Source organism: Knoellia aerolata DSM 18566 (genome assembly GCF_000768695.1).
Taxonomy (GTDB): Bacteria; Actinomycetota; Actinomycetes; order Actinomycetales; family Dermatophilaceae; genus Knoellia; species Knoellia aerolata.
On sequence record NZ_AVPL01000051.1, the window covers coordinates 1 to 26,951 of the forward strand.

At 72.4% G+C, this 26,951-nt stretch carries 30 protein-coding genes; 6 read left to right on the forward strand and 24 right to left on the reverse strand.

Translation table 11 applies throughout. The features are described 5' to 3' along the window. Positions 1–17 precede the first annotated feature (17 nt). From N801_RS20365 to N801_RS14930, 3 genes are all read right to left on the reverse strand, one after another. Complete coding sequence (locus N801_RS20365) at positions 18–116, reverse strand: 30S ribosomal protein bS22 (RefSeq protein ID WP_003792170.1); 99 nt, start codon at positions 114–116, stop codon at positions 18–20. 191 nt (positions 117–307) lie between these two features. Beyond that, on the reverse strand, positions 308–505 hold the full coding sequence (locus N801_RS14925) for a helix-turn-helix domain-containing protein (protein WP_035939493.1): 198 nt from the start codon (positions 503–505) through the stop codon (positions 308–310). 166 nt (positions 506–671) lie between these two features. Then, positions 672–1,862, reverse strand: a complete 1,191-nt coding sequence (locus N801_RS14930) for an acetoin utilization protein AcuC (protein ID WP_035939496.1) — start codon at positions 1,860–1,862, stop codon at positions 672–674. A 74-nt stretch (positions 1,863–1,936) separates the two neighbouring features. On the opposite strand from N801_RS14930, the gene N801_RS14935 reads away from it, so the two are divergent. Then, positions 1,937–2,602, forward strand: coding sequence for a potassium channel family protein (locus N801_RS14935; protein WP_035939498.1), 666 nt, complete (start codon positions 1,937–1,939; stop codon positions 2,600–2,602). A gap of 220 nt (positions 2,603–2,822) precedes the next feature. On the opposite strand, the gene N801_RS14940 is transcribed toward N801_RS14935, so the two are convergent. The 8 genes from N801_RS14940 to N801_RS14975 all read right to left on the reverse strand — a co-directional run bounded on the left by N801_RS14940 (position 2,823) and on the right by N801_RS14975 (position 9,217). Further along, positions 2,823–3,350 carry a GNAT family N-acetyltransferase gene (locus N801_RS14940; RefSeq protein WP_035939501.1) on the reverse strand — a complete coding sequence of 176 codons (528 nt, stop codon included), beginning with the start codon at positions 3,348–3,350 and terminating at the stop codon, positions 2,823–2,825. Beyond that, positions 3,347–3,895, reverse strand: a complete 549-nt coding sequence (locus N801_RS14945) for a GNAT family N-acetyltransferase (protein WP_052113136.1) — start codon at positions 3,893–3,895, stop codon at positions 3,347–3,349. The genes N801_RS14940 and N801_RS14945 overlap by 4 nt, the downstream gene beginning before the upstream one ends. Next, positions 3,888–4,688 carry a pyrroline-5-carboxylate reductase gene (gene proC, locus N801_RS14950; protein WP_035939504.1) on the reverse strand — a complete coding sequence of 267 codons (801 nt, stop codon included), beginning with the start codon at positions 4,686–4,688 and terminating at the stop codon, positions 3,888–3,890. Before proC ends, N801_RS14945 begins: the two co-directional genes overlap by 8 nt. 95 nt (positions 4,689–4,783) lie before the next feature. Further along, the gene (locus tag N801_RS14955) at positions 4,784–5,734 is read right to left on the reverse strand and encodes a proline dehydrogenase family protein (protein ID WP_035939506.1); all 951 of its coding nucleotides are present in this window, start codon (positions 5,732–5,734) and stop codon (positions 4,784–4,786) included. 54 nt (positions 5,735–5,788) lie between these two features. Then, complete coding sequence (locus N801_RS14960; RefSeq protein WP_035939508.1) at positions 5,789–6,523, reverse strand: ABC transporter permease; 735 nt, start codon at positions 6,521–6,523, stop codon at positions 5,789–5,791. Continuing rightward, entirely contained in the window at positions 6,520–7,263 is a 744-nt protein-coding gene (locus N801_RS14965) for an ABC transporter ATP-binding protein (RefSeq protein WP_035939510.1), read from the reverse strand. Before N801_RS14965 ends, N801_RS14960 begins: the two co-directional genes overlap by 4 nt. A gap of 200 nt (positions 7,264–7,463) precedes the next feature. Beyond that, positions 7,464–8,291 carry a sugar phosphate isomerase/epimerase family protein gene (locus tag N801_RS14970; RefSeq protein ID WP_035939512.1) on the reverse strand — a complete coding sequence of 276 codons (828 nt, stop codon included), beginning with the start codon at positions 8,289–8,291 and terminating at the stop codon, positions 7,464–7,466. Beyond that, a complete protein-coding gene (locus tag N801_RS14975) occupies positions 8,291–9,217 on the reverse strand; it encodes a Ppx/GppA family phosphatase (protein ID WP_035939514.1) in 927 nt (308 codons plus the stop codon). Before N801_RS14975 ends, N801_RS14970 begins: the two co-directional genes overlap by 1 nt. A 40-nt stretch (positions 9,218–9,257) precedes the next feature. Between N801_RS14975 and N801_RS14980 the strand changes: the two genes are divergently transcribed. After that, on the forward strand, positions 9,258–10,073 hold the full coding sequence (locus N801_RS14980) for a DUF3109 family protein (protein ID WP_035939516.1): 816 nt from the start codon (positions 9,258–9,260) through the stop codon (positions 10,071–10,073). Positions 10,074–10,166: 93 nt separating this feature from the next. Here N801_RS14980 and nadC read toward each other — a convergent pair whose 3' ends face one another. The 5 genes from nadC to N801_RS15005 are packed head-to-tail and all read right to left on the reverse strand — an operon-like array spanning position 10,167 to position 15,059. Continuing rightward, positions 10,167–11,057 (reverse strand): carboxylating nicotinate-nucleotide diphosphorylase, encoded by an 891-nt coding sequence (gene nadC, locus N801_RS14985; protein WP_035939518.1) that lies wholly within the window; start codon positions 11,055–11,057, stop codon positions 10,167–10,169. Continuing rightward, positions 11,054–12,757 carry an L-aspartate oxidase gene (locus tag N801_RS14990; protein WP_035939520.1) on the reverse strand — a complete coding sequence of 568 codons (1,704 nt, stop codon included), beginning with the start codon at positions 12,755–12,757 and terminating at the stop codon, positions 11,054–11,056. The genes nadC and N801_RS14990 overlap by 4 nt, the downstream gene beginning before the upstream one ends. A 32-nt stretch (positions 12,758–12,789) precedes the next feature. Further along, positions 12,790–13,215: an aspartate 1-decarboxylase gene (gene panD, locus N801_RS14995; protein WP_035939522.1), complete on the reverse strand. Its 426-nt coding sequence runs from the start codon at positions 13,213–13,215 to the stop codon at positions 12,790–12,792. Between the two features lie 15 nt (positions 13,216–13,230). After that, complete coding sequence (gene panC, locus N801_RS15000) at positions 13,231–14,175, reverse strand: pantoate--beta-alanine ligase (protein WP_035939523.1); 945 nt, start codon at positions 14,173–14,175, stop codon at positions 13,231–13,233. Continuing rightward, positions 14,172–15,059 carry a Rossmann-like and DUF2520 domain-containing protein gene (locus N801_RS15005; RefSeq protein WP_035939526.1) on the reverse strand — a complete coding sequence of 296 codons (888 nt, stop codon included), beginning with the start codon at positions 15,057–15,059 and terminating at the stop codon, positions 14,172–14,174. Before N801_RS15005 ends, panC begins: the two co-directional genes overlap by 4 nt. A gap of 77 nt (positions 15,060–15,136) precedes the next feature. On the opposite strand from N801_RS15005, the gene N801_RS15010 reads away from it, so the two are divergent. From N801_RS15010 to N801_RS15025, 4 genes are all read left to right on the forward strand, one after another. Next, entirely contained in the window at positions 15,137–16,081 is a 945-nt protein-coding gene (locus N801_RS15010; RefSeq protein ID WP_035939547.1) for an SAM-dependent methyltransferase, read from the forward strand. Then, positions 16,074–17,243, forward strand: coding sequence for an NADH-quinone oxidoreductase subunit D (locus N801_RS15015; protein WP_035939528.1), 1,170 nt, complete (start codon positions 16,074–16,076; stop codon positions 17,241–17,243). Before N801_RS15010 ends, N801_RS15015 begins: the two co-directional genes overlap by 8 nt. Positions 17,244–17,419: 176 nt before the next feature. Further along, complete coding sequence (locus tag N801_RS15020) at positions 17,420–18,298, forward strand: hypothetical protein (RefSeq protein ID WP_035939530.1); 879 nt, start codon at positions 17,420–17,422, stop codon at positions 18,296–18,298. Beyond that, positions 18,282–19,040: a class F sortase gene (locus tag N801_RS15025; RefSeq protein WP_035939531.1), complete on the forward strand. Its 759-nt coding sequence runs from the start codon at positions 18,282–18,284 to the stop codon at positions 19,038–19,040. Before N801_RS15020 ends, N801_RS15025 begins: the two co-directional genes overlap by 17 nt. Before the next feature lie 84 nt (positions 19,041–19,124). On the opposite strand, the gene N801_RS15030 is transcribed toward N801_RS15025, so the two are convergent. From N801_RS15030 to tilS, 8 genes are all read right to left on the reverse strand, one after another. Next, positions 19,125–19,589 (reverse strand): DUF3180 domain-containing protein, encoded by a 465-nt coding sequence (locus tag N801_RS15030; protein ID WP_052113137.1) that lies wholly within the window; start codon positions 19,587–19,589, stop codon positions 19,125–19,127. After that, on the reverse strand, positions 19,583–20,467 hold the full coding sequence (gene folK, locus N801_RS15035; protein WP_035939534.1) for a 2-amino-4-hydroxy-6-hydroxymethyldihydropteridine diphosphokinase: 885 nt from the start codon (positions 20,465–20,467) through the stop codon (positions 19,583–19,585). Before folK ends, N801_RS15030 begins: the two co-directional genes overlap by 7 nt. Then, positions 20,464–21,261 (reverse strand): dihydropteroate synthase, encoded by a 798-nt coding sequence (gene folP / locus N801_RS15040; protein WP_052113142.1) that lies wholly within the window; start codon positions 21,259–21,261, stop codon positions 20,464–20,466. Before folP ends, folK begins: the two co-directional genes overlap by 4 nt. A gap of 32 nt (positions 21,262–21,293) precedes the next feature. After that, positions 21,294–21,896 carry a GTP cyclohydrolase I FolE gene (gene folE, locus N801_RS15045; protein WP_084109053.1) on the reverse strand — a complete coding sequence of 201 codons (603 nt, stop codon included), beginning with the start codon at positions 21,894–21,896 and terminating at the stop codon, positions 21,294–21,296. Between the two features lie 22 nt (positions 21,897–21,918). Beyond that, positions 21,919–24,048, reverse strand: coding sequence for an ATP-dependent zinc metalloprotease FtsH (ftsH, locus tag N801_RS15050; RefSeq protein ID WP_035939536.1), 2,130 nt, complete (start codon positions 24,046–24,048; stop codon positions 21,919–21,921). Positions 24,049–24,208: 160 nt separating this feature from the next. Next, positions 24,209–24,760: a hypoxanthine phosphoribosyltransferase gene (gene hpt / locus N801_RS15055; RefSeq protein ID WP_035939538.1), complete on the reverse strand. Its 552-nt coding sequence runs from the start codon at positions 24,758–24,760 to the stop codon at positions 24,209–24,211. Positions 24,761–25,001: 241 nt separating this feature from the next. Continuing rightward, positions 25,002–25,967 carry an ArsR/SmtB family transcription factor gene (locus N801_RS15060; protein ID WP_035939540.1) on the reverse strand — a complete coding sequence of 322 codons (966 nt, stop codon included), beginning with the start codon at positions 25,965–25,967 and terminating at the stop codon, positions 25,002–25,004. Further along, positions 25,961–26,917, reverse strand: a complete 957-nt coding sequence (tilS, locus tag N801_RS15065; protein ID WP_245618471.1) for a tRNA lysidine(34) synthetase TilS — start codon at positions 26,915–26,917, stop codon at positions 25,961–25,963. The genes N801_RS15060 and tilS overlap by 7 nt, the downstream gene beginning before the upstream one ends. Positions 26,918–26,951: the final 34 nt, after the last annotated feature.

The following is a 26,951-nucleotide window of genomic DNA, read 5'->3' on the forward strand; positions in this document are numbered from 1 at the left end:
CGGTCACGTCAGACGTGTCACTTCTTGTTGCGGCGCTGGTGGCGCGTCTTGCGAAGCAACTTGCGGTGCTTCTTCTTCGCCATGCGCTTGCGGCGCTTCTTGATCACTGAACCCATGAGCAGTCCTTGCTGATTGGAAATGTTCGAAACGACGTGGACCAGCAGCTGCTGGCCGGCCGGCGCGGCCGACCGGCGCGCGTGTGTCAGGGGCCAACCCTACCGGCGTGCGGCCCGCGCACCCAAACGGGTCCGGGAACGACGAAGGCCGGACCTCGTCGGTCCGGCCTTCATCACGTGGAGCTGCTCGCTCACGCGGTGCCCATGTAGGACTCCCGGAGGTACTTCTGCACCTCGTCCTCGGGAACCCTGAACGACCGTCCGACGCGCACGGCGGGGAGCTCGCCCCCGTGCACCATGCGGTAGACGGTCATCTTCGACACCCGCATGATCGAGGCCACCTCGGCGACGGTCAGGAACCGCACCTCGGCAAGACGTTCGTGGGACATCGCCACCTCGATCTCTGCGCACTCGCATCGCCGGCTTCCCCACCGGCGGTCATCTACGGGCGTGCAAGAAGCAACCATAGGGGCTGGTGTGACCATTGGGGAAGTCGATGGAGCGAAATCTTTCCTCCGTCCAGTCGACACGCGGTCGAGTGGGGAGAATTCCCCACTAGTCGAACCACGGGTCGAGCCCGTGGAGCGGGAAGATCGCCTGGCGGGTGGCGAGGATCGCGGCGTCGCCGGGACGGTCGGGGTTGTGCCCCATCTCCCACGGCTGCACCCAGATCGGCAGGTCGGCGGGGTCAAGGTCGCCCATGGTCGCCGGTCCCTCCCGGCCGGTGACCTCGAGGACGTGGTCGCGCCACGACTGCGGCACGATCGTGGCCACCGGGACCGGCGCGTGCGCCGCGATGGCCGTGAGGTGGGTCCACGACCGGGGCACGACGTCGACGAGCTCGTAGCCACCGCCCCCGAGGGCCACCCACTTGCCGTCCGCGTGGTCGTGGGCCAGCCGGTGGAGGCACTCGTGCGCCCGGCGCTGTGCGTCGATGGAGACCGACAGGTGCGCGAGCGGGTCCTGGCGGTGGCTGTCGCAGCCGTGCTGGGAGACGAGCACGTCCGGGTCGAACGCGGCCACGACCTGCGGCACCACCGACTCGATGGCGCGCAGCCACTCGGAGTCGCCCGTCCCGGGGGGCAGGGCGACGTTGACAGCGGTGCCGCGCGCGTCCGGACCGCCGATGTCCCCCGGCCACCCCGTCCCCGGGAAGAGCGCGCGGCCGGACTCGTGCACCGAGACGGTGAGCACCCGGGGGTCGTTCCAGAAGATGCGCTCCACCCCGTCGCCGTGGTGGACGTCGATGTCGACGTAGGCCACCCGCTCCGCACCCTGGTCGAGGAGGTGCTGGATGCCGACCGCGATGTCGTTGTAGATGCAGAAGCCGGAGGCGTGCGTGGCCATCGCGTGGTGCAGCCCGCCGCAGTAGTTGACGCCGTGGTCGACCTCGCCGCGCCACACCGCGCCACAGACGTCGACGGTGCCCTGGACGATCCGGGCACTCGCCTCGTGCATCCCCACGAACGCCGGGTCGTCCTCGGTCCCGAGGCCGCGGCGTGCGTCGGCGCTGTCGGGGTCGGCCGAGGCCGCGCGCACCGCCGCGACGTAGCCCGCGTCGTGAACCGTCTCCAGCAGTGCGTCGCTCGCGATCCCGGGACTCACGACCTCGACGCCCTCGAGGACGCCGAGCGCGTCCGCCAGCCGGGTCGTCAGGGCCAGTCGCACGGGACCCATCGGATGGGTCGGGCCGAAGTCGTAGGCCGTGAAGCCGTCGTCCCAGACGAGGCGCGTGCGATGAGCCATGTCGGGCACGCTACCCGGCAGGGGCCCGGAGAGGGCTAGCCTCGGACCGTTGTGTCCGTCGTCAGGAGGAATGCGTGGGAGGCAAGAACAGCGATCTCGACGTTCTCGTCGTGGGGCTCGGGCGGTTCGGTGGGGCCGCGGCCCTCGAGCTGCGGCGACTCGGCCACCGGGTCGTCGCCATCGAGACCGACGGGTTCCTCGCGGAGAAGTTCCTCGGACGGCTCAGCTCGATCATCCACGCGGACGCCACCGACGCCCAGGTGGTCCGGGACGCCAAGGCCTCCCGCTACAAGATCGCGATCGTCGGCGTGGGGTCCTCGGTCGAGGCGTCGGTCCTCGCCTCGGCCAACCTCGTCGACGCCGGCATCCCCGACATCTGGGCCAAGGCGACATCGCCGGAGCACGCCCGCATCCTCGACCGGATCGGCGTCCAGCACATCGTGCGACCCGAGGCCGACACCGGCCGCCGCGTCGCCCACCTCGTCGGCGGCAAGCTCCAGGACTACATCGAGTTCGACGACGGCTTCGCGATCGTCAAGATGCGCCCGCCCACCGAGGCGATCGGCTTCACGCTGGCGCAGAGCGCCCTGCGCAGCAAGTACGGCGTGACGATCGTCGGGGTCAAGGCGCCCGGCGAGGACTTCACGTATGCCGTCCCCTCCACCAAGGTCTCGGCTCACGACACGCTCATCGTCAGTGGCCCGACGGAGCTCCTGGAACGCCTCGCCTCCCGCCCCTGAGGACAACGAGCGCGAGGAAGACGAGAGCCCGGGGCAACCGAGCAGGGGTGCCCGCGCTCGCCGAGCGGAGCGGAGGCGTATGCCGTTCGCCGCTGGCTGGGCCTGGCGGCGGGTCCCACGCTCTGCGTGGGCGCGCGGAGCGCGCTCTGCGCGCGCAGCGCGGATGGGACTGCGGCGAACGGCATACGCCTGCGCGACAGCACAACGACAGGGCAGAAGCCTAGAAGTCGCTGGGGACGGACCCGCGGTCGCCGCCGAGGGCGAGCACCATGGCGACCTCGTCCTCGTCGTCCTCGCTCCTCACGCGCATCGGACGGCGCTCGGCCGTCGGGCGGAAACCGAACCCGCTGGCGAACGCCACGGCACGGCCGTTGTCACTGCCCACCCAGTAGGTGAGCTGGCGCTGGCCCTGCTCGCGGGCCAGGGTCGCTCCCGCGCGCACCAGCTGCGTCGCCACACCGCTGCCCCGGGCCTCGGGCGAGACCCACAGGCCGAAGAGCTCGGAGGTGAGCGGGTTGTCGTCGGAGGAGGCGCCGACGCTGACGATGCCGACCGGGCTCGCGTCGCGCTCGGCGACGAGACGGTCGGAGCGCGTCATCCGCAGGCGCCAGAAGTCCTCGTCGAAGGCCTCCTCCTCCTGGAGGGTGGCCGCGAACGCCTCGGGCGACTCACGCAGAGCGGTCAGCCGGATCTCGCGGTACTGCTTCCAGTCCTCTTCGCCCAGCGGGCGCACGGTGATCTCGCTCATGGGTCCACTGTCCCCGACCGCGCGCTGGGGCGGCAACCCGGGTCCACCCTGACCGCGTACCCGATCTCACGGATCCCGCCGTAGAGCGGGTTGTCCCAGGTCGTGCCGGTGCGGGTGAACCCGTGGCGCTCGTAGAGGCGTTGGGCCGGCAGGTTCTCCTCGCCGACGTCGAGGAGGACACGCGAGTACCCGGCCTCGCCGGCACTGTCCAGCACGGTGGAGACGAGCAGGTCACCGGCGCCGTGTCCTCGCGCCGAGGACGAGACCCACATCTGGATGAGGTACGCCTCGTCCTCGGGCAGCTCGTCGTCACGGGACAGGGCGATGACCCCGACCGGCCGGTCCCCCTCGAAGGCGAGCCAGACCCGCATGGAGGCGAGCAGAGCGAGCCAGGCCTCCTCATCGCGAGCCGCGGCGCCGGCATACGTGCTCGCGAAGGCCCGCGGGGTGTCGAGGAGCGCGGCGAGGCGCACGTCGCGATAGACGCGCCAGCTGCCTTCGCTGACGGGGACGACGTGGAGGGTGAGCGAACCGGCCTCAGCCACCGGAGAGCTCCCGTGAGCGGATCGCCGCAGCCTCCATCGCGCTGATGAAGGCGGCCCGCACCTTGTGGTCGTCGAGCTCGCGCAGGGCGGCGGCGGTCGTGCCGCCGGGTGAGGTGACCTGCTCGCGCAGGACGGTCGGGTGCTGGCCGGTGTCGCGCAGCATCGTGGCCGCTCCGTAGAGGGTCTGCGTGACGAGCTCGGTGGCCGTCGCGCGGGGCATGCCGAGGACGACGCCGGCCTCGATCATCGCCTCGACGACGTAGAAGATGTATGCCGGCCCGCTGCCGGAGATCGCCGTCACCGCGTCGAGCTGGCTCTCGGGGACCTCGGTGACCTTGCCGGTCGCGGCGAGGAGCTCGATGGCGTGCTGCAGCTGCTCGGGCACGCAGTGCCGGCCCGCGCTCACGGCGGCCATGCCCTCGTCCACGAGGGCCGGGGTGTTGGGCATGACCCGGACGACCGAGCGCCCCTCGGCCAGGCGGCTCTCGAGGAACTCGGTGGTGATGCCGGCGGCGAGGCTGACGACGAGGTTGCCGTCGGCGACGTGCGGGCTGATCTCGTCGAGGAGGGCGGCCATGTCCTGGGGCTTGACGACGAGCACGAGCGTGTCGGCCTCGGTGGCCGCCTCGACGTTGCCCACGGCGCGCACGCCGTACTTCTCGGTGAGCTCGGCGGCGCGGTCGGCCCGGCGCTCGGTGATGAGGAGGTCGCCGGGCGGTCGGCCGGCTCGCAGCAGCCCCGAGAGCAAGGTCTCGCCCATGACACCAGCGCCGAAGATCGCAACCATTCCCATGGCTGGAGCCTATGGCCCGGCGCGTGGGACGGTGACGTGGTGTCACGGCCCGGCGGCCGGGATCCTGCGGGGTGCCGCGCGCCCGGGAGGTCGGCTCAGCCCTTGGACACGAGGCTGCGCAGGAAGAACGTGAGGTTGGCGGGGCGCTCGGCCATCCGGCGCATGAGGTAGCCGTACCACTGCTCGCCGAACGGCACGTAGACGCGCATCTGGTGCCCGCGGTCGGCGATCCGCGTCTGCTCGTCCGGGCGGATGCCGTAGAGCATCTGGAACTCGTACGAGTCGGGGTCGCGGCCCTGACGGCTCGCGAGGGCCCGGGCGATGTCGATGAGGCGCGGGTCGTGGCTCGCGACCATCGGGTAGCCCTCGCCGGCCATGAGGACCTTGAGGCAGCGGACGTAGGACAGGTCGACGTCCTCGGCGTCCTGGTACGCGACCGAGGCGGGCTCCTTGTAGGCGCCCTTGCAGAGGCGGACCCGGCTGCCCGCGGTCGCGAGGTCGCGGCAGTCGGACTCCGTGCGGTGCAGGTAGGACTGGAGCACCGCCCCGGTCTCCGGGAAGTCCTTGCGGAGCTCGGCGAGGATCGACAGCGTCGAGTCCGTCGTCGTGTGGTCCTCCATGTCGAGCGTCACGGTCGTGCCGGCGTCCTCGGCCGCCTCGCAGATGGTCCGGGCGTTGTCGAGGGCGATCCGCTCGCCGTCCTGCGGCAGCGACTGGCCGACGGCGCTGAGCTTGACGCTCACCTCGGCGGCGCCGAACTGCGAGAGGTCGCGGGCCTTGAGGGCACGCAGCAGGCCGACGTAGGTGTCGACGGTGTGGGCGGCCTGTCCGGCGTCGAGGGTGTCCTCGCCGAGGTAGTCGATCGTCACCATGCGGTTCGTGGCGCGCAGCCGCGCGGACGCCTCGACGGCGTCGGCGACCCCCGTGCCCGGCACGTAGCGCTGGACGACGGCCCGGCTCACCGGCGCCTTCTCGATGGTCGTGCGGACCATCGACGAGTCGGACAGGTGCAGGAGGGTTCCGCGAAGGAGGTCTGAGGCATCCACGCCCGTCAGGCTATCCGCTCCCCGGACGACGTATGCCGCGGGCGCACCGCGCGCTCAGGGCGTGCGCCGGCGCAGGGTGAGGCTGCCCAGCCCGAGGGCGACGACGATGGCGCCGACGATCACCGCGAGGTCGCGCGAGACCTCGCCCAGCGGCTCCGGGACCGCAGCGATGGTGCCCATCGCGTCCACGGCATACGACAGGGGAAGCCAGTCCGAGACGGCCGAGAGCACGGACGGCAGCCGGTCGCGGGGGACGAGCAGACCGCACAGGAGGAACTGCGGGAGGACGAGGGCCGGCATGAACTGCACCGCTTGGAACTCGGTCGACGCGAACCCGCTGACGAACAGCCCCAGCGCAGTGCCGAGCAGCGCGTCGCCGAGGGCGACCACGACGAGCAGCCACGTGGGCCCCGCCACGTCGAGGTCGCAGACCCAGACGGCGAAGGCGGTGGCGACGAGCGCCTGCACGATCGCCATGAAGCCGAACGCCATCGCGTAGCCGAGCATGAAGTCGCCCTTGCCCAGCGGCGTCGCGAGGAGTCGCTCGAGGGTGCCCGACGTGCGCTCCCGCAGGGTCGCCACGCTCGTGACGATGAACATCACGACGAACGGGAAGACGCCGAGCAGGGCCGCCCCGATCCGGTCGAAGACGGGCGTGCCGTCGAAGATCCAGGCGAGCAGTCCGAGGAGGACGCACGGGACGACGAGCATCATCGCGATGGTGCGGTGGTCGGCGCGCAGCTGGCGCAGGATGCGCGTGGCGGTGGCGAGGGTCAGGCGGAGGTTCACGGCCGCCCACCGCCCCAGCGTGCCGCGTCGTCCACGAGGCTGAGGAAGGCGTGCTCGGCGTCGGCGGCCCCGGTGCGGGTGAGCAGCTCGGGGAGGGTGGAGTCGCTGAGGATCTCGCCCTCGCGCAGCAGGAGCAGCCGGTCGCACCGCGTCGCCTCGTCCATGACGTGGCTCGACACGAGCAGCGTGCGGCCCTCCTCGTGGGCGAGGCGCCGGAAGAGGCCCCAGAGGTCGCGGCGGAGCACCGGGTCGAGCCCGACGGTCGGCTCGTCGAGGACGAGGACCTCGGGGTCGCCGACGAGCGCCGCGGCGAGCGAGACCCGCGACTGCTGGCCGCCCGACAGGCGCCCGACGCGGGCGTCGGCGTGGCTCGTGAGGTCGACCGACTCGATGGCCCGGTCGACGGCGCCCCGGTCGGCGCCGAGGACGGTGGCGAAGTAGGCGAGGTTGTGGCGCACGGACAGGTCGGCGTAGACGCTGGGCGACTGGGTGACGTAGCCGACCCGGCGACGGAGGCCGGGTGACCCGGCGGGCTCGCCGAGGACGGTGACCTGCCCCGACTCGACCCGCTGCACGCCGACGATCGCCCGCATGAGGGTGGACTTGCCGCCCCCGCTGGGGCCGAGCAGTCCCACGACCTCGCCGGTGGGGACGTGGACGCCGAGGTCCGCGAGCACGACGCGGTCGCCTCGGACCACGCGGAGGTGGTCCACGACGATCGCGTCCGCAACCTTCGCCATGGGACGAACCTAGACCCGCCCCATCCCCTCCCACCCCGACTTATTGCGCATTCCGTCCCAGGCGGGGCGACTGATTGCGCATTCCGTCCCCCGCGCGGCGACTGATTGCGCAGCACGGTCGGCGCCCTGACCACAACGCGCAATCAGTCCGGCGCGCTGGGTCGGAATGCGCAATAAGTCGGGGGTGCGGCCCCGGGGGGTCAGGCGTCCTCCTCGACCTCCAGCGCCGAGGCCAGATGCAGCCGGCAGAACGCCAGCGACTCGACGAGCGCCATCTCGCGCTGCTCCGCGGTCATCCGCCGGGTCGAGATCTCGACGACCACCGACCCCGCGAACCCGCCCAGCACCAGCGCGTCCAGCACCTCGGCGCACGGCTGGAGGCCGCGACCCGGGACGAGGTGCTCGTCCTTCATCGAGCCCACGCCGTCGGCGAGGTGGAGGTGTGTGAGCCGCGGCCCGAGTGCGGACACCATCTCCAGCGCGTCCGATCCCGCGGTCGCGGTGTGCGACAGGTCGAGCGTGACGTGGTCGTAGGGCTGCGGCACCGGGTCCCAGTGCGGCAGGTAGGCCTCGATGACCCGGTTGCCGACGCGCCACGGGTACATGTTCTCCACGGCGATCGTGATGCCCGAGTCGTGCTCGCGCGTCGCGATGCCGTCGGTGAAGTCGCGCGCGTACTCCTTCTGCCACCGGAACGGCGGGTGGAGCACGACGGTGCTCGCGCCCACCTCGTGCGCGAGGTCGAGCGACCGGTCGACCTTGCCCCACGGCTCGACGCCGAAGATCCGCTGGCTGATGAGCAGCGTGGGCGCGTGGATCGACACGATGGGTATGCCGTGCAGCTCGGAGAGCGCTCGCAGCGCGCCGGCCTCCTGGGTCACCGGGTCGGTCCACACCATGACCTCGACGGCGTCGTAGCCCATGCGGTCGGCGTACTGGAACGCCGCTGCGCAGTTCTCGGGGTAGACCGAGGCCGTGGAGAGGGCGACCGGAATGTCGGGGACGGCCACGGCGTCACCGTGCGGCATCAGTGCATTCCGTCGAGCCTGCGCAGGATGATCCCCTCGCGCAGGGCCCAGGGGCAGATCTCGAGCCGGTCCACCCCGAGGAGGTCCATCGTGGCCGAGACGACGATCCCGCCGGCGAGCAGCTGACCGGCCCGGGAGGCCGAGACACCGGGCAGCGCGGTGCGCTGGGCGGCCGTCATCGCAGCGATCTCGGGCAGGACGGCGTCGAGAGCGGCGCGCTCGAGGAAGCGGACGGCATACATGCCCTCGGAGCTGGGTGCCGCGCCGGTGACGCGGGCGAGCGAACGCATCGTCTTCGACGTCCCGACGACGCGGTCGGGCGTCGCGGCCCTCGCGAGCGGCCGCAGCTCCCGGGCGATGGTGGCCCGGACGTGCTTGCGGGCGGCGCGGACCGCCGCGACCCCGGGAGGGTCGCCCTCGAGGAGGTCACGCGTCACCCGACCGGCGCCGAGGGGGAGCGAGATCGCGACGTCGGGGTCCTCGTCCATGCCCTGGGCGATCTCGAGTGAGCCGCCGCCGACGTCGGCGACGAGCAGGGTGCCGGCCGACCAGCCCAGCCACCGCCGGGCCGCGAGGAACGTCAGCCGGGCCTCGTCCGCCCCCGGCAGGGTCTCGAGCACCACTCCGGTGCGGTCCTTGACCTCGGCGAGGACGGCGTCGCCGTTGGGGGCCTCGCGGATGGCGCTCGTGACGAACCCCATGAGGTCCTCGACGCCCTGGTCCTCGGCGACGGACAGGCACTCCAAGACGAACGTGCACAGCTGGTCACGGCCCGAGTCCGCGATCGCGCCCGAGTCGGTGACGTGCTCCGAGAGCCGGAGCTCGCGCTTGTGGGAGCTCGCGGGCAGCGGCTGCGCCCCGGTGTGGGCGTCCACGACGAGGAGGTGCACGGTGTTCGAACCCACGTCGATCACCCCGAGCCGCATGGGTCCACGGTAGTCGGCAGCAGCGGCATAGGGTGACCCGGTGGCCGAGACCCCGTTGGACATCACCCGGACCTGGGTCGAGTTCCCTGACCCCGCCGATGCCGCGCAACGGTTCCGGTGCGACCTCACCTGGCTGACCTCACGCTGGACGTGCATCTTCGGCTCGGGGTGCGAGGGCATCTACGCCGATCGCCCCGACGACGGCTGCTGCACCCTCGGCGCCCACTTCTCCGACGACGACGACCTGGCCCGCGTGGCGGCCGTCGTCAAGGAACTGGGCGAGGACGAGTGGCAGCTGCGGCCCGACCGCAAGAACCCGACCAAGGTCTCGGCGTGGACCGAGGAGGAGGACGGCGCCCGCAAGACCAAGGTCGTCGACGGCGCCTGCATCTTCCTCAACCGCCCGGGCTTCCCCGCCGGCGCCGGGTGCGCGCTGCACCAGCACGCCGTGCTCACCGGCGAGCCCCCCCACACGCAGAAGCCGGACGTCTGCTGGCAGCTGCCGATCCGCCGGACCTTCCGCACGGTCGAGCAGACCGACGAGACGAGCTACCTCGAGGTGTCGATCGGCGAGTACGACCGTCGGGGCTGGGGACCGGGCGGGCACGAGCTCGACTGGTACTGCTCCGGCAACCCCGACGCCCACGTCGGCGCCGAGCCGGTCTACCGCAGCAACCGCGCCGAGCTCGTCGAGCTCATGGGTGAGCCGGCCTACCTCGAGCTCGTCCTGCGGTGCGAGGCCCACCTCGCCGCGGTCAAGGCGCTGCGCACCCCTGCCTCCCGTCGGCTGCTGCCGCTCTTCGTCCACCCCGCCACCGTCGCCGCCGGCACCCCCGCCCTCCGCAAGGGCCGCTGACCCCTCCGCCGGCCCTCCGACTGATTGCGCATTCCGGACCGTCGCGCTCGACGTGACGGTCGCGCGGTGTGTCCGGAATGCGCAATCAGTCGGTCAGTGGCGGAGGTCGAGGGCGAGGTCGAGGATCGGCGAGGAGTGGGTCAGGGCGCCGACGCTGAGGTAGTCGACCCCGGTCGCGGCGTAGTCGGCGGCGACGTCGAGCGTCAAGCCGCCGGTCGCCTCGATCTCGACGTCCTCCCCGGTGGCCCGCACGGCGTCGACCGTCTCGCGCAGCAGCGTCGTGGACATGTTGTCGCACAAGAGGAACCGCGCCCCGGCGGCGACCGACTCGAGCGCCTCGGCCGTCGTGGTCACCTCGACCTGCACCGGCACCTGCGGGAACTGCTCGCGCACGGCGGCGTATGCCGCGCCGAGGCCTCCCGCGGCCAGCTTGTGGTTGTCCTTGATCATGGCCACGTCGTGCAGGCCCATCCGCTTGTTGGTGCCTCCCCCGGCCCGGACCGCGAACTTCTCGAGGGCGCGCAGCCCGGGCGTCGTCTTGCGGGTGTCGAGCACGGTGGCGCCGGAGCCCTCGAGGACGTCGGCCCACCTCCGGGTGTGGGTCGCGACCCCGGACACCCGGCTGATGACGTTGAGGAGCGTTCGTTCGGCGACGAGCGTGACCCGGGTCGACCCGGACAGCTCGGCCACGACGTCACCGCGGGCGACGCGGTCACCGTCGGCGACCCTGACGTCCACCTCGACGGGCCCGGCACCGAGTCGGCGGGCCACCTCGTCGAGGGTGAGCGCGATGACGGCCACTCCGGCGACGACGCCGTCCTCGCGGGCGACGACCGCGGCCCGGGTCAGCTGCGACTCCGGGATCGTCGCGGTCGTCGTGACGTCGACGCCGTCCGGACCGCCGAGGTCCTCGTCGAGGGCGCCCACCACGACGCGGCGCGCGTCGGCGACGGGGAAGGAGAGGTCCTGGGGAGGGCGAGTCACGGCATGGTCCGTTCGGTCACGGTGAGGGATCGGTCGGGGGCGACGGTGACGCTCTGGCGCACGAGCCACCGGGCGTCGTCGCGGTCGGGGAAGTCGCTGCGGACGTGGCCGCCGCGCGTCTCCTCGCGTCGGCGTGCGAGCTCGGTCAGCACCAGGCCGAGGTGCAGGAGGTTGGTCGTCTCCCACGACTTCGGGCCCGGCTCGGCCGTGGAGGGAGGCAGCGAGGCGAGGTCGGCGAGGGCCGTCGCGGTGGCCGCCCCCGACGTCGCCGAGCGCACCGGCCCGGATCCGAGCGTCATCGCCCGCTGGACGGTGAGCCGTTGCGAGTGGTCGAGCAGCGCCCCGGGAGAGGTGTCGCCCGCGCGGGTCGGCGACGACGGGATCCCGACCTCGGGCAGCTCGCCCGCCGCGATGCGCGCGGGGATGTCAGCGGCGATGCGGCTGGCGAAGACGAGCCCTTCGAGCAGGCTGTTCGACGCGAGCCGGTTGGCGCCGTGGACGCCGGTGCACGAGCACTCGCCGCAGGCATACAGCCCCGGCAGCGACGACCTGCCGCGCAGGTCGGTCTCGACGCCGCCCGACGCGTAGTGCTGCGCGGGCGCGACCGGGATCAGGTCGCGCGCCGGGTCGAAGCCGAGCGAGCGACAGCTCGCGACGATCGAGGGGAAGCGGGTCGCGAGGAAGTCGCCGCCGAGGTGGCGCGCGTCGAGGAACACGTGGTCGGTGGCCTGCTCGCGCATCGTCTCGAGGATCGCCCGCGCCACGACGTCGCGCGGGGCGAGGTCCTCGAGCGGGTGGCGCCCCTCCATGATCCGGCGCCCGTCCGCGTCCACGAGGAAGGCCCCCTCGCCGCGCACCGCCTCCGAGATGAGCGGCTGCTGTCCGGTGGACCCCTCACCGAGGAAGAGCACCGTCGGGTGGAACTGGATGAACTCGAGGTCGGTGATCCGCGCCCCCGCGCGCAGGGCCGCGGCCATCCCGTCACCGGTGGCGACGGGCGGGTTCGTCGTCGACGTGTAGATCTGGCCGAGCCCCCCGGTCGCGAGGACGACGGCGCGGGCGTAGGCCGCGCCCACCCCGTCGAGCTGCCCCTCCCCGATGACGTGGAGAGTCACCCCACTCACCGGTGACCCGGCGGCGGCATCGTTCTGGAGCAGGTCGACGACGAGGGCGTGCTCGACGACCTCGATGCCCGGGTCGTCGATGACGCGGTGGAGCGCAGCGATGAGGGCCCGGGAGATCTCGCGCCCCGTGGCGTCCCCGCCGGCGTGGGCGATGCGGTCGCGGTGGTGACCACCCTCGCGGGTCAGCTTGATCTCGCCCTCGGCGTCGAGGTCGAACTCGGCGCCCAGGGCGACGAGCTCGTGGACACGCGGCGGGCCCTCGGTGACGAGCGCCTCGACGGCCTCGCGGTCGCAGAGTCCGACGCCGGCGACGAGGGTGTCCTCAAGGTGCTCGGCCGGGGAGTCCTCGGGGTGCAGCGCCGCGGCGATCCCCCCCTGCGCCCACGCCGTCGACCCCTCGTCGAGCACCGTCTTGGTGACGAGCAGCACCCGGTCGACCTGCTCGCGCAGGCGCAGCGCGCAGGTCAGCCCGGCGATGCCCGACCCCACGACGATGACGTCCGCAGAGGTCGTCCATCCGGGCGCGGGGGCGCTGAGCGCGCGCGGCAGGTGGACGCGGTCGGGGGCGGACGGCATACGGGAGCCGTGGGGGTTGGCGGGGCCCGAACTCACCCGTGCGAGCGCTTCGTCACGGCCGAGGTCATGAGCCCGTAGCCCTCGGGCACGTCCCCGCCGTCGTCGCCGACCTCGACGATCCTGTTGTCCCGGTCGACGAAGACGACGTGCGGGTCGTGGCGGCGCGCGTCCTCGTCGGTCATCGAGGCGTAGGCGATGATGATCACCGTGTCCCCGGGCGAGATGAGCCGGGCGGCGGCGCCGTTGATGCAGAGGATGCCGGTGCCGCGCTCGCCCTCGATGGCGTAGGTCGTGAGCCGGTTGCCGTTGTCGACGTCGACGACGTCCACCTGCTGGCCGGGCAGGAGGTCCGCCGCCTCCATGAGGTCCATGTCGATGGTGAGCGAGCCGACGTAGTGCAGGTCGGCCTGCGTCACGGTCGCGCGGTGGATCTTGCTGTGCAGCATGTAGCGGTACATCGCGGGGCTCCTCGGTTACGTGGCCGGGCGGGCGGTCGTGCTGTCGGCGTCGGGCTGCGAGAAGACGTCGAGCCGCCCGCCACCCGGCCCGACGAGGACCGGGGTGTTGTCGATGAGCCGGGTCGTGCCGACGCGGGCGGCGACGGCGAGCAGCGCCTCGCCGCGGTACCACTCGGGCACGTCCTGGAGGGTGCTCGGGTGGACGAGGACGAGGTAGTCGACGAGGGCCAGCGGCTCCTCGACGACGACGTCACGGGCCGCACGCCGGATGGCCGACGGTCCGTATGCCGCCTGGTCGGCTCCCGCGGCGAGCGCGCGGTTGAGGCAGAGGGCCACCTCGCGGTCGGACGCGGTGAGGTAGGTGTTGCGGCTGCTCAGGGCGAGGCCGTCGCTCTCACGCACCGTCGGGACGGAGACGACGTCGACGGGGAAGTCGAGGTCGCGGACCATGCGCCGGATGAGGAGCAGCTGCTGGGCGTCCTTCTGTCCGAAGAACGCCCGGCGGGCACCCGTGAGGTGGAGCAGCTTGCCGACGACCGTGAGCATGCCGTCGAAGTGGCCCGGCCGCGACTTGCCCTCGAGGACGTCACCGAGCGGCCCGGCGGACACGCGCACGCCCGGGTCGCCGTCGGGGTAGACGACGTCGGGCGTCGGCGCGAAGACGATGTCGACACCCGCGTCGGACGCGATCTTCATGTCGTCGTCGAACGTGCGCGGGTAGCGGGACAGGTCCTCCTTGGGACCGAACTGCAGCGGGTTGAGGAAGATCGTCACGATGACGTGCTCGGCCGCCAGCCGCGCCTCGCGGATGAGCTGCGCGTGGCCCTCGTGCAGGGCCCCCATCGTCATGACGACGGCGACGTCCTCACCGTCGAGGGCCGCGCGCGCGTCGCGCAGCTCGGCGCGGGTGTTCACGACGAGCGGGGTCGTCGTCGGGGTCGTCGTCGGGGCTTCGGTCACGAGGAGGGCTCCTGGTCGGCGAGGATGTCGAGCAGCGGCTCGGCGGCCGACGGCTGGAGCCGTCCGCTCTCGAGTGCACGCACCGCGGTGGCCCGGGCCATGGCGACGTAGGTCGTGCGGATCTCCGGGGAGATCCGGTCCAGCTCGCGGAGGTGCGTGCCAACGGTACCCACATCGCCGCGGGCCACGGGACCGGTGAGCGCCGCGTCACCCAGCCGCAGGGCGTTGTCGAGCGCCGCCCGGGCGAGCGGCCCCAAAACGGCCCGCGGGTCGTCGACACCCGCGGCCCGCAGCACCTCCATCGCCTCGGCGACGAGGGTGACGAGGTGGTTCGATCCGTGGGCGAGCGCGGCGTGGTAGGCGCTGCGCTGGTCCTCGGCGACCCAGACCGGGTCGCCACCCATCTCGACCACGAGCGCCTCGGCCATGGGGCGCAGCGCGTCGGGGCCGGTGATGCCGAACGCGCACTCCTCGAGCCGGCCCAGGTCGAGGGCGGTCCCCGTGAACGTCATCGCCGGGTGGATCGCCAGGGGGAGGATGTGCGCGGCCATCGCCGGCCGCAGGATGGCCGTGCCGTGCCGCCCCGAGGTATGCACGACGATCTGGCCCGCCTGCCACGCGTCGGTGGCGGCGAGGCCGCGGACGAGCTCGGCGAGCGCGTCGTCCGGCACGGCGAGCAGCACCAGGTCGGCGCCGTCGATGACGTCGGGCACGTCCTTGAGCGGAACCCCGGGCAGGAGCGCGGCCGCACGGTCCCGGCTCTCGTCGCTCACGGCATACGCGGCCTGGACGTGGTGGCCGGCGCGCGCGAGTGCGGCGCCGAGCACCGCACCGACGCGACCGGCACCGATGACGCCGATCGAGAGCCGAGCCGGGTGGTCCATGCCGCCCAACCTAAGCCTTGTGTGCCTGCAGACGTATGCGCGTCGCCGTCCGGCAGACGAGGCAGGATGTGGGCGTGATGAGGCCGTGGCGCGAGGTGTGGGGGGAGGCGCTCTACGGGTTGGACGGGTTCTACCGCCGCGCGGAGGGCCCCGCCGGGCACTTCACGACGTCGGCGCACGGTGACCTGGGTGCGGTGCTCGCCGAGGTCGTCGCGCGCCTCGCCGACGACAGCGGCGTATGCCGTGTGGTCGACCTCGCGTGCGGCCGCGGCGAGCTGCTCGCCCACCTCCACGACCAGCGCCCGGACCTCTCGCTCGTCGGGGTGGACGTGGTCGAGCGGCCGGCTGGCCTCCCGCGAGCCGTCGAGTGGGTCCGTTCCCCCGGCGGCGCGGCGCTGCCGGACGAGCTGTGCGACCTCGACGCGCTGGTCATCGCTCACGAGTGGCTCGACGTCGTGCCGTGCACCGTCGCGGAGGTGGACGAGACCGGCGTGCTGCGCGAGGTCCTCGTCGACGCACGCGGCGACGAGGGCCTCGGCGACGAGCTCGCGGGGGCCGAGCGCGCCTGGGCGGACGGGTGGTGGCCTGCGACCGAGCCGGGTGCGCGCGTCGAGGTCGGCCTCAGCCGGGACCTCGCCTGGCGCGAGCTCGTCTCCCGCAGCTCCTCCGGTCTCACCGTCGCCGTCGACTACGGCCACACGAGGACCACGCGACCCGCCCACGGGAGCCTCACGGCCTACCGGGAGGGTCGGGTGGCCGACCCGGTGCCGGACGGGCAGCGCGACCTCACCGCCCACGTCGCGACGGACAGCCTCGGCGCCGACGAGGTCCTCACCCAGCGCGAGCTGCTCCACCGGCTCGGCGTCGCGGCCACGACCCCCGACCACGCGACCGCCACGTCGGACCCGCTCGGCTACGTCCGGGCGCTCGGCCGCTCGTCGAGCATCGCCGCCCTCACCGACCCGCGCGGGCTCGGCGGGTTCCACTGGGCGATGACGCGGCATACTCGGGGCCATGCCTGAGTCGACACCGCGGACGACCACGGTCGCCGTCGGCGCCGGCGGGCTCGCGACGGCCGACATGGTCCTCAACATCGGGCCGCAGCACCCCGCCACCCACGGCGTGCTCCGCCTGCGCCTCACCCTCGACGGCGAGCGCATCATCCGGGCCGAGCCGATCATCGGCTACATGCACCGAGGCGCGGAGAAGCTCTTCGAGGTTCGCGACTACCGCCAGATCATCGTCCTCGCCAACCGTCACGACTGGCTGTCGGCGTTCAGCAACGAGCTCGGCGTCGTCCTCGCCGTCGAGCAGATGCTCGGCATGGAGGTGCCCGAGCGCGCGGTCTGGCTGCGGACGATGCTCGCCGAGCTCAACCGGGTGCTCAACCACCTGATGTTCCTCGGCTCGTACCCGTTGGAGCTGGGCGCGATCACCCCGGTCTTCTACGCGTTCCGCGAGCGCGAGGAGCTCCAGGCCGTCATGGAGGAGGCCTCGGGCGGCCGGATGCACTACATGTTCAACCGGGTCGGCGGCCTCAAGGAGGACGTGCCCGCCGGGTGGCTCGGCCGGGTCGACCACGCCGTGCAGGCCGTCCGCGGGCGGCTGCCCGACCTGGAGTCGATGCTCGTCGGCAACGAGATCCTCCATGCGCGCACCCGCGGTGTCGGCGTCCTCGACGCCGCGACGGTCCACGCCTTCGGCGTCTCCGGCCCGATCGCCCGAGCCTCCGGTGTCGACGTCGACCTCCGCCGCGACCAGCCCTACCTCGCGTATGCCGCGTTGTTCGCCGCGGACGGCCCCGGCCGGGTCGTGACCCGCACCGCGGGCGACTGCCTCTCGCGCCTCGAGGTGCTGCTCGAGCAGGTGCACGTCAGCCTCGACCTCGTCGAGCACTGCCTGTCCGTGCTCGGCACGCTGGCGGCCGGCCCGGTGAACCAGCGCCTGCCCAAGGTGCTCAAGGTCCCGGAGGGCGAGACCTACGTCGCCACCGAGAACCCGCTCGGGTTCAACGGCTACTACCTCGTCTCCCGCGGCGAGAAGACGCCGTGGCGGCTCAAGCTGCGGTCGGCGTCGTTCAACAACGTGCAGGTCCTCACCGAGCTGCTGCCCGGGGCGCTGGTCTCCGACATGGTCGCGATCCTCGGCTCGACGTTCTTCGTCGTCGGCGACGTCGACAAGTAGCCCACCGCCGACCGCTGCGTCCGCAACCCTGGTCGGGAAACCCGCCACCTTTGCGGACGCAGGCAGCCATCTGCGCAGGTCACGGCCCGTGGGGACGGATTCGCCGAACCCCTGTCACGGGGAGCCACGAGCGGCTACCCTCGGCGGCACCACGTACCTTTGACGAAGGATCAGCCATGCCCGCACCCACCCTGCGCCGCGTTGCCGTCACCGCAGCGACGGCCGCCCTCACCGGTCTCGGCGTCGTCGCCGTCGGTCCCGCACACGCGGCGAGCGCCGAGCTGGCCTACACCTGCACCCTGTTCTCCTTCGAGGACGGCGTCGAGGTCGACGACCTCGACGCCGACGACCGGGCCCTGCTGGAGTCGGCGAAGGAGGGCGACGTCCCGCTCGCCGAGCTCGAGGCGGAGATCCCCGGACTCGTCGAGATCCCGGGTCTCGAGGCGACGGCCACCTTCGACTCCGCGATCGAGGACGGGGCCACCGCCAGGGCGGGTTCGACGGTGGAGCTCGAGCCCGTGGCCGCCAGCTTCACCCTCTCCCCGGAGATCGGCGCCGAGCTGCGCGCGCTGGGGATCACCGAGGGCGAGGCCGGCGCCATGCTGTTCGCCGGCATCGAGGAGACCGGGCTGGAGCGCGACACCGAGTTCTACTTCGACACCGTGAGCATCCCGGAGTCCGGCCCTCTCACGCTCTCGACCGAGGACGGCTTCGCCGAGGACTTCCGGGTCAACGCCCCCGGAACCTTCACCTACGTCGCCGGTGAGGTCGAGCTCTTCATCGCGGTGGAGGACGAGGAGAGCATCCTCTTCGCCGGTCTCACGTGCACCCCCGACGAGGACCAGGACCTGACGATCGACCAGGTCGTGGCCGCCGCCGCTCCGACCCCGACCCCGACCCCGACCGCCCCCGGTCCCGTCCGTCCGGACGTCGTCCAGACCGACGCGGCGCAGCCGACGTCGCCGGCCTGGCTGCCCGTCGCATCGCTGGGCCTGGGCTCGATCCTCGTGGTCGGAGCCGCCTCGCGCCTCCGCCGTCGTGCCCCTCGCCACTGACCGGCGCCGCACGCTCGCCGCGGTGGTGGCGCTCGTCGCCGGCATCGCACTGCTCGTCTGGGGCCTGACCGCACGCGCCGACTCACCAGAGTCGGCGGGGGGTCGGGCCCCAGCCGCGAGCCCCTCCGCCTCCACCACCACCCCCACCCCCACGCCCACGCCGACCCCGTCGACGACGCCCAGCACCCCCACTCCGACGTCGTCCCCGAGCCCGTCCCGCACCCGCCCGTCACCGGCCACACCCCCCACCTTCGGCCCGTCCACGGTCAGGCCGAAGGGGGAGCCGAAGCGGGTCGTCGTCGTGAGCACCTCCGGCAGGGTCCTCGTCGACGCCACGCTCGTCCCCGACCGCCTGGACGCCGACGGCGTGCTCGCCCCGCCGTTCGGTGTCGCCGGCTGGTACGCCGAGACGGGCTGGGCCAAGCCGGGCTGGCCCGGCGCCTCGATCCTCGCGGGTCACATCAACCGCCGCTCGCCGTCGGTGAGGCTCGACACCTTCGGGCACCTCACCAAGGTGCGGCCCGGCGACCGCATCACCGTGGTCTACAGCTCCGGACAGTCGGTCACCTTCGCGGCGACGAGGTCGCAGGCGCTGTCCAAGAAGGCCGTCCCCCGTGACGACTCGATCTGGGACGCCGACAACCCCCAGCCCGTCCTGCGCCTCATCACCTGCGACCCGACCACGCCCGTCAAGGGCGGCCACTACGAGGGCAACTGGGTGGTCTGGGCCTCCCTGGCCTGACGGCTCGCGAGCCGGGTATGCCGTCCCGAGCCGGATCGGTCCGGCTCGGGAACGCTGAACCGGCTCGCGAGCCGGAACCGCTCGTCAGTCCTCGTCGTTCTTCCGGGGGTCCACGCGGCACCAGTGCTGGGCGACGAACCCGGCGAGCGCGAGCACGCCGGCCGCGCCGACGAGCACGGCCAGCCGCCACACCCGGTCCTGGTTGGCCACGAGCGAGAGGCCGCCGGCGACGACGGCCAGCTGACCGGCATACCACCCGACGGCGGCAGCGCCGGTGAGGGTCGCCGCCTGCGCGAGCACAACGACGCGAGCCGCACGCAGCGGGTCGAGACGTCGGCCCGAGCGACCGTCGAGGTAGGCCCGCACGGGCCACGCGAAGCCCACGACGAAGGCCGCCATGGCCACGAGCATCAGGGCCGCGAGCCAGGACGGGCGCGGGACGAGCTCGCCCTGACCGGTGGTGAGCTGCCAGAGCAGCCACGATGCCCCTCCGACCACGAGCGCCACGAGCAGCGCGACAGCGGGACCGACGCCCCGGCGTGTCACCACCCGTCCTCCATGAGGTCGACGTCCGGCCCGAGGGTCACACCCTCGCGCCCGACCTCGGCGAGCAGCTCCGAGACCCGCCGAGGCTGACCGTCGACGCGCAGGGTGGCCTCGGCGTCGGCGTCGGCCCAGGGGGCGAGGACGAAGGCCCGTTCGTGCGCTCGCGGGTGGGGCAGGGTCAGCGCCTCGGTCGAGAGGCGGACGTCGGTGTCGAAGACCGGGTCGCCGTACTGGATGAGGTCGAGGTCGAGCGTGCGCGGGCCCCACCGCTCCTTGCGGACCCGGCCGTGCTCGAGCTCGATGTCCTGCATCGTGCGCAGCAGCCGCTGCGGCGACATCTGCGTCGTGCCGACGACCACGGCGTTGAGGTAGGCCGACTGCGCCGGACCGCCGACCGGGGCGGTCTCGTAGACGCGCGAGGCCGACTTGAGGTCGAGGGCCAGCCAGAGCGCACCCACGGCGTTCTGGATGGTCTCGAGGGGCTCGCCCATGTTGGAGCCGATGGCGATGACGACCGGCGTCTCACGCAGCCGCTCCACCGTCACGGCGACGTCGGTGAAGGGGTGGCCCACCGGCGCCTGCGGCTTGTGGACGGTGACGACGACGGACTCGACCAGGGGCCGGGTGAGCACCTTGGCGGCGATGCGGTCGGCGAGCGCCTCGATGAGGTCGAGCGACTCCCCCTCGACGAGCGCGACGACGTCGGTGGCGACCTCGGCGTAGTTGACGGTGTCGGCGAGGTCGTCGCTCGTGCCGGCCTGGGTGAGGTCGACCTCCATCTCGACGTCGACGACGAAGGTCTGGCCGTCGCGCTTCTCGAACTCCAGGACCCCGTGGAAGCCGGTGGCGGAGACGCCCTTGAGGGTGATCCGGTCGCTCACGGGGACTCCCGCAGGGCGTCGGCGACGTCGAGCGCCCCGACGGTCGACGCGACGTCGTGGACGCGCACCGCCCAGGCGCCGTGACGCGCCGCGTGGAACGACGTCACCGCGGTCGAGAGGTCGCGCTCGGAGGGTGGACGCGGCTCGGAGCCCTCGGGCACACCGAGGCGGCCGAGGAAGGTCTTGCGGGACGTTCCGACGAGGACGGGGAGGCCGAGTGCGATGACCTCGTCGAGCCGCCGCAGCAGCGTCCAGTTGTGCTCGGCCGTCTTGGCGAAGCCGAAGCCGGGGTCGACGATGAGGTTCTGCCGGCGGATCCCCTGGCCCTGCAGCACCTCGACCCGGTCGGCGAGGTCGGCGCAGACGTCCGCGACGACGTCGTCGTAGACCGCGCGCGACTGCATGTCGGCGCTGTGCCCGCGCCAGTGCATGACGACGAAGGGGGTGCCGGCCGCAGCCACGAGCCCCGCCATCTCGCCGTCGGCGAGGCCGCCGCTGACGTCGTTGACGATGGCCGCGCCGGCCTCGACCGCCGCGGCCGCGACGGCGGCACGCATCGTGTCGATCGAGACGACGGCGCCGTCGGCGGCGAGCTCGCGCACGACGGGCAGGACGCGGCGCAGCTCCTCCTCGACCGACGGGCGCTCGGCGCCGGGCCGCGTCGACTCCCCACCGATGTCGAGGACGTCGGCGCCGGCGGCGAGGAGCGCACGCCCGTGGGCGATCGCCGCCTCGGGCTCGAACCACTCGCCGCCGTCGCTGAACGAGTCGGGGGTGACGTTGACGACGCCCATGACGAGCGGCCGCGGGCCGGCCTCGAGCGAGATCACCGCTTGCCGCCGAGCAGGAGCGACATCGCCTCTGCCCGGGTGGCGGGGTCGCGCAGCTGGCCGCGAACGGCTGAGGTGATGGTGCGCGACCCGGGCTTGTGCACCCCGCGCATGGACATGCAGAGGTGCTCGGCCTCGATGACGACGATGACGCCCTGCACGCCGAGGTGGTCGACGAGCGCGTCGGCGACCTGGGTCGTGATCCGCTCCTGCACCTGGGGGCGCCGGGCGAAGACGTCGACGAGACGGGCCAGCTTGGACAGGCCGGTGACGGTGCCGTCAGGGGCGGGGATGTACCCGACGTGCGCCACCCCGTGGAACGGCAGGAGATGGTGCTCGCAGGTCGAGTAGATCTCGATGTCGCGCACGATGATGAGCTCTTCATGGTCGATCGAGAAGCGCGCCGACAGGACCTCGACCGGGTCCTGGGACAGGCCGCCGAACAGCTGGGTGGCGGCCCGGGCGACCCGGTCCGGGGTGTCGCGCAGGCCCGCACGGTCGGGGTCCTCACCGATCGCGAGGAGGAACTCGCGCACCGCCGCCCGGGCGCGCTCGTGGTCCACCTGCCGGGGAGCGACGCTGTCGATCTCGGCGCTCAGGTCGGGGTCGGCCGACGCGCCGTCAGTGGGCGTCGGGATCGACACGCTGGCCCTCGGGAACCTCGATCACCTTGGTCGGCGGGTTCTCGGCCGCCTCGGCCGCGGGGTGCGCGCCGTCGCTGGCGGCCCGCTCGATGGCCGCCGTCGTCGACGGGTCGCCCTCGTTGACGTGGGCCCCGGCGGGGGCGCCCGACGGGTCGTGGCCGTTGAGCGCGGCCTTCTCGGCCGGGGTGAGCACCGGCGGCTCGTGGGAGATGCCACGGTTCTCGCTCGACAGCCAGGTCGGGCGCAGCGGGCGCTTGACGATGTCACCGAAGATGACGGCGAGCTCCTGCGCGTTGAGCGTCTCCTTCTCGAGCAGGTCGAGGACGAGCCGGTCGAGGATGTGGCGGTTGTCGTTGATGACGTGCCACGCCTCGTCGTGCGCTGCCTCGATGAGGCCGCGCACCTCCTCGTCGACGATGCCGGCGACCTTCTCGGAGTAGTCGCGCTGGTGGCCGAGGTCACGTCCGAGGAAGACCTCACCCTGGCTCTGGCCGAGCTTGATCGCCCCGACCCGGTCGCTCATGCCGTACTCGGTGACCATCTTGCGGGCCATCGCGGTGGCCTTCTCGATGTCGTTGGCGGCACCCGTGGTGGGGTCGTGGAAGATGATCTCCTCCGCGACGCGGCCACCGAGGGCGAAGGCGAGCTGGTCGAGGATCTCGTTGCGGCTGGTCGAGTACTTGTCGTCGAGCGGCATGACCATCGTGTAGCCGAGCGCCCGGCCCCGAGGCAGGATCGTCACCTTGGTGACGGGATCCGTGTGGTTCATCGCCGAGGCGACGAGCGCGTGGCCGCCCTCGTGGTACGCGGTGATCTTGCGCTCCTTGGCCGACATGATCCGCGTCTTCTTCTGCGGACCGGCGATGACGCGGTCGATCGCCTCGTCGAGGGTGGAGTCGTCGATGAGCTTCTGGTCGGACCGGGCGGTCAGCAGGGCGGCCTCGTTGAGGACGTTGGCGAGGTCGGCACCGGTGAAGCCGGGGGTGCGCCGGGCGACGGCGAGCAGGTCGACGCCGGCGGCCATCGGCTTGCCCTGCGAGTGGACCTCGAGGATGCGGTGGCGGCCGAGCATGTCGGGGGCCTCGACGGCGATCTGCCGGTCGAAGCGGCCGGGACGCAGCAGGGCCGGGTCGAGGATGTCGGGGCGGTTGGTCGCCGCGATGAGGATGACGTTGGTCTTGACGTCGAAGCCGTCCATCTCGACGAGGAGCTGGTTGAGCGTCTGCTCGCGCTCGTCGTGACCGCCGCCCATGCCGGCGCCGCGGTGGCGGCCGACGGCGTCGATCTCGTCGACGAAGACGATGGCGGGGGCGTTGGCCTTGGCCTGCTCGAAGAGGTCGCGGACGCGGGAGGCACCGACACCGACGAACATCTCGACGAAGTCCGAGCCGGAGATCGAGTAGAACGGCACCCCGGCCTCACCGGCGACGGCGCGCGCGAGCAGGGTCTTGCCGGTCCCGGGAGGGCCGTAGAGGAGGACGCCCTTGGGGATCTTGGCGCCGACGGCGAGGAACTTGGCCGGGTCGGCGAGGAACTCCTTGATCTCGTGGAGCTCCTGCACGGCCTCGTCGGCGCCGGCGACGTCGTCGAAGGTGACCTTGGGGGTGTCCTTGCTGTGCAGCTTGGCCTTGGACTTGCCGAACTGCATGACCCTCGAGCCACCGCCCTGCGCCTGGCTCATCATGAACCAGAAGAGCCCGACGAGCAGCAGGATCGGGAAGATGCTGATGAAGAGGGTCCAGAACGGGTTCTGGGTCTCGCGCTTGTCGTTGTAGCCGTCGGTCGGCGGGTTGGCCTTGATGAGCTCGACGAGCGACTCGGCGCGCGCCTCGACGAACTCCGCCTGCACCTTGTCGGCGCCCGAGATGTTGGCCTCGGCGTCGCTGAACGGGGAGTCGGACTTGAGGTCGAGCCGCAGGATGTTGTCGCTCGTCAGCTCGGCCTTGTCGACCTTCTTGTCGGCGATGAGCTTCTCGGCCCTGGCGGTGTCGATCGTCGCGTAGCCACCATCACCCCCGAGGGAGAACATCACGACCGTGATGGCGATGACGGCAAGGACCCAGAAGATCGGGGCCTTGAACACGCGCTTGGTGGCACTGGGATTCATAGATGTGAATGGGGCGGGTGGCCCCACGTCCTCCTGGTCGACGAGCCCATCCGTGCACGCTCACGCGCCACAGGTCTAGGGGTACACGCTACCCGCCACCAGGGCGGCGGCACGGGGCGCGTCCGACCGGACAACGACTGGCGTATGCCGCGTGTTCCGCTCAGCTGTAGACGTGCGGGGCGAGGGTGCCGACCTGGCGCAGCCCGCGGTACTGCTCCGCGTAGTCCAGCCCGTAGCCCACGACGAACTCGTTGGGGATGTCGAAGCCGACCCACCTGACGTCGACCTCGACCTTGGCGGCCTCCGGCTTGCGGAGCAGCGTGACGATCTCGACCGACGCGGGGTTGCGCGACTCGAGGTTGGCCCTGATCCACGAGAGGGTCAGGCCGGAGTCGACGATGTCCTCGACGATGAGGACGTGCTTGCCGGAGATGTCGGCGTCGAGGTCCTTGAGGATGCGGACGACGCCGGAGCTCTTCGTGCCCGAGCCGTAGGACGAGACGGCCATCCAGTCGACCGGCACCGTCATCGGGAGGGCGCGCATGAGGTCGGCCATGACCATGACCGCTCCCTTGAGGACGCCGACGAGCAGCACGTCCTTGCCGGCGTACTCGGCCGCGATCTCCTCGGCGAGCTCGGCGAGCTTGGCATGGATCTCGTCCTCGGTGATGAGGACCCGCTCGAGGTCGGCCCCCATGTGGGCAGCGTCCACGGTGCACTCTCCCTGTCGTGTCGGCGACGGTCCGTCGTTGGGGTCCAGTCAACCGGACGGGCCGAGGAGGTGGACACCCGGGAGCCGGGTTCCCGCCGACGCCGCACGCGGCCGTCCGGAACCTTGGGGGTCTGAACAGGGACGATGAAGCGTTCCGCTTCATGATTCGCCATCGATCGGCCAGCAGTGAAGCCTTGGTACGCCCCGCGCCCCTCGCGCCGACCTGGGCGAGGAGGGGCGCTCAGGTCGGCGGACCGAGGTCGCCGATGACCGCCTCCGCGGCCGAGGTCCGGAAGTACAGCAACGAGCGTCCGTCCCGGATGGTCGTCACCAGACCGACGTCCCGCAGCCACCTCAGCTGCTGGTTGGCCGCGGAGACGCTGATCCCGCGACGGGACGCGACCGTCGTGCTCGACATCGGCTCGCTCAGCGTGGTCAGCAGGGTGGCCCTGGTCGCACCGAGGAGCTTCGCCGCACGCTCCGGGGCCGAGGGTGGCAGGTCGAGGCGGCCCCGCCCCAGGGCCGGGTACAGGATGTAGGGCGGGGCATCCGCGTTGAACGGGTAGGACGCGTGCGGCGTGAAGTGGGTAGGGACGAAGACCAGCCCACGGTCCCGCGCGTCGGCGTCGAAGTGGGGTCCGCTCGGGTTCCAGGCGTGTATCTCGTGCTCGTCGAACGTCAGCGCCGGACTCAGCTGCTCGAGCATGGGTCGCAGGCCGATCCGGGTGCTCGTGACCGCACGCATGGTGATGTCGCCCCACAGGTTGGCGTTCATCGGCGACCACCAGGGGCGCACACAGGTGCGCCAGTAGTCGTCGAGCGCCGCGACGATGCGCTCGAGCACCCGGACCGACGGCCCGGTCAGGGCGGCGGGGCGTCCGGAGGGGTACAGGTCGTCGAGGTCCCGGTCGACGACCCGAGAGGGCGTGTGGGCCACCGTCGCCAGCTCGTCACCGAAGTCGGTCATGGAGACCACCGGGCGGGGGTTGAGGAACTCGGGCGTCGAGTAGTCGGGCGCCACCAGCGCCAGGAGCATCTCGAGGTCCACCTGCGTGAGCCGAGGTTCGATGGCCCGCCGCCACGGCGCCATGTGCGGGTAGACCCCGGGCCGCCAGAGGGCGCGCAGCGACAGGGTCGTCTCGTTGAGGACCGAGACGCCGAAGGTCGCGGTCGTCAGGTCGCGTTCGGTGATCCGGTAGCTCACCATCGTGCGCGGTCCTCGGTCGCCGGGCCCGCCTGCACGGCGATGCGCCCGTCACGCCGCAGCACCCGCACCCCACCCGGGACGTGGGCGGGACCCTGCCCGTGCCAGCGAGTGAGCAGGGCGTCACAGGCCTCCGTATGCCGGGTGCTCACCTGCCCGGCCGGCGCACCGGCGATGACGAGGAGCCGTCTCCAGACGCGGGTGCGGACGGCGCGGGGCAGGGCGGCGAGGTCCTCCACGCCCCACGGGCCGGCCCCCAGCGACCGCACCGCCTCGTCGGCGAGCGCGTCGAGGTGGTCGGCGTCCTCGCGGAGCTGGTCGGCCGTGCGCCCCAGGGCGGCGACGACCCCCGGGCCCAGGTCGGCCTCGAGGTCGGCGACGGCCCGGCGCGCCCGGACCCGCGCGACGTCGGTGTCCTCGTTCATCGGGTCGTCCCACCACGGCACGCCCTCGGCCGTGCACGACTGGCGGCACTCGGCCCGGGTCAGCCGGAGCAGCGGCCGGCGCAGCAGTCCGCGTGCGGACGGCATCCCCGCCAGCGAGCGTGCACCGGACCCGCGGACGAGGCCCAGGAGCACCTGCTCGGCCTGGTCGTCGAGGGTGTGGCCGAGGAGGACCGCGGCCGCCCCGAGCCGCTCGGCCACGTCCGCGAGGGCGGCGTACCGGGAGTCACGCGCGGCCGCCTCCAGCCCCGAGCCGTCCGGTGTCACCGACACCCGGACCACCTCGACCGGGTCGAGGCCGAGGTCGGCGAGCCAGCCGGCGACCCGGTCGGCGACCTCGCCGGACCCGGGTTGGAGCGCGTGGTCCACGACCACCGCACCGGCCCGCCACGAGGCGTGCCGCTGCTCGTGCGCCACCGCCTCCGCGAGCGCCATCGAGTCCCCTCCCCCGCTGCACGCGACGAGCACGAGCGGACCGATCTCGCCAATTCCCCCGTTCGGCACGGACACGCCGGTACCCAACGGGGGAATTGGCGAGTTGGGG

Excerpts from the sequence above, each read along its gene's own strand:
- N801_RS20365 (WP_003792170.1), bottom strand. The coding sequence starts at position 116 with ATGGGTTCAGTGATCAAGAAGCGCCGCAAGCGCATGGCGAAGAAGAAG.
- panD (WP_035939522.1), bottom strand. The coding sequence starts at position 13,215 with ATGTACCGCTACATGCTGCACAGCAAGATCCACCGCGCGACCGTGACG.
- N801_RS14940 (WP_035939501.1), bottom strand. The coding sequence starts at position 3,350 with ATGAGCGAGATCACCGTGCGCCCGCTGGGCGAAGAGGACTGGAAGCAG.
- proC (WP_035939504.1), bottom strand. The coding sequence starts at position 4,688 with ATGGGAATGGTTGCGATCTTCGGCGCTGGTGTCATGGGCGAGACCTTG.
- folP (WP_052113142.1), bottom strand. The coding sequence starts at position 21,261 with ATGGGCGTCGTCAACGTCACCCCCGACTCGTTCAGCGACGGCGGCGAG.
- N801_RS14965 (WP_035939510.1), bottom strand. The coding sequence starts at position 7,263 with ATGGCGAAGGTTGCGGACGCGATCGTCGTGGACCACCTCCGCGTGGTC.
- N801_RS14925 (WP_035939493.1), bottom strand. The coding sequence starts at position 505 with ATGTCCCACGAACGTCTTGCCGAGGTGCGGTTCCTGACCGTCGCCGAG.
- N801_RS15060 (WP_035939540.1), bottom strand. The coding sequence starts at position 25,967 with ATGGTGAGCTACCGGATCACCGAACGCGACCTGACGACCGCGACCTTC.
- N801_RS14930 (WP_035939496.1), bottom strand. The coding sequence starts at position 1,862 with ATGGCTCATCGCACGCGCCTCGTCTGGGACGACGGCTTCACGGCCTAC.
- N801_RS15015 (WP_035939528.1), top strand. The coding sequence starts at position 16,074 with ATGCCTGAGTCGACACCGCGGACGACCACGGTCGCCGTCGGCGCCGGC.
- N801_RS15010 (WP_035939547.1), top strand. The coding sequence starts at position 15,137 with ATGAGGCCGTGGCGCGAGGTGTGGGGGGAGGCGCTCTACGGGTTGGAC.
- ftsH (WP_035939536.1), bottom strand. The coding sequence starts at position 24,048 with ATGAATCCCAGTGCCACCAAGCGCGTGTTCAAGGCCCCGATCTTCTGG.
- N801_RS15020 (WP_035939530.1), top strand. The coding sequence starts at position 17,420 with ATGCCCGCACCCACCCTGCGCCGCGTTGCCGTCACCGCAGCGACGGCC.
- N801_RS14970 (WP_035939512.1), bottom strand. The coding sequence starts at position 8,291 with ATGCCGCACGGTGACGCCGTGGCCGTCCCCGACATTCCGGTCGCCCTC.
- N801_RS14990 (WP_035939520.1), bottom strand. The coding sequence starts at position 12,757 with ATGCCGTCCGCCCCCGACCGCGTCCACCTGCCGCGCGCGCTCAGCGCC.
- N801_RS15005 (WP_035939526.1), bottom strand. The coding sequence starts at position 15,059 with ATGGACCACCCGGCTCGGCTCTCGATCGGCGTCATCGGTGCCGGTCGC.
- N801_RS14975 (WP_035939514.1), bottom strand. The coding sequence starts at position 9,217 with ATGCGGCTCGGGGTGATCGACGTGGGTTCGAACACCGTGCACCTCCTC.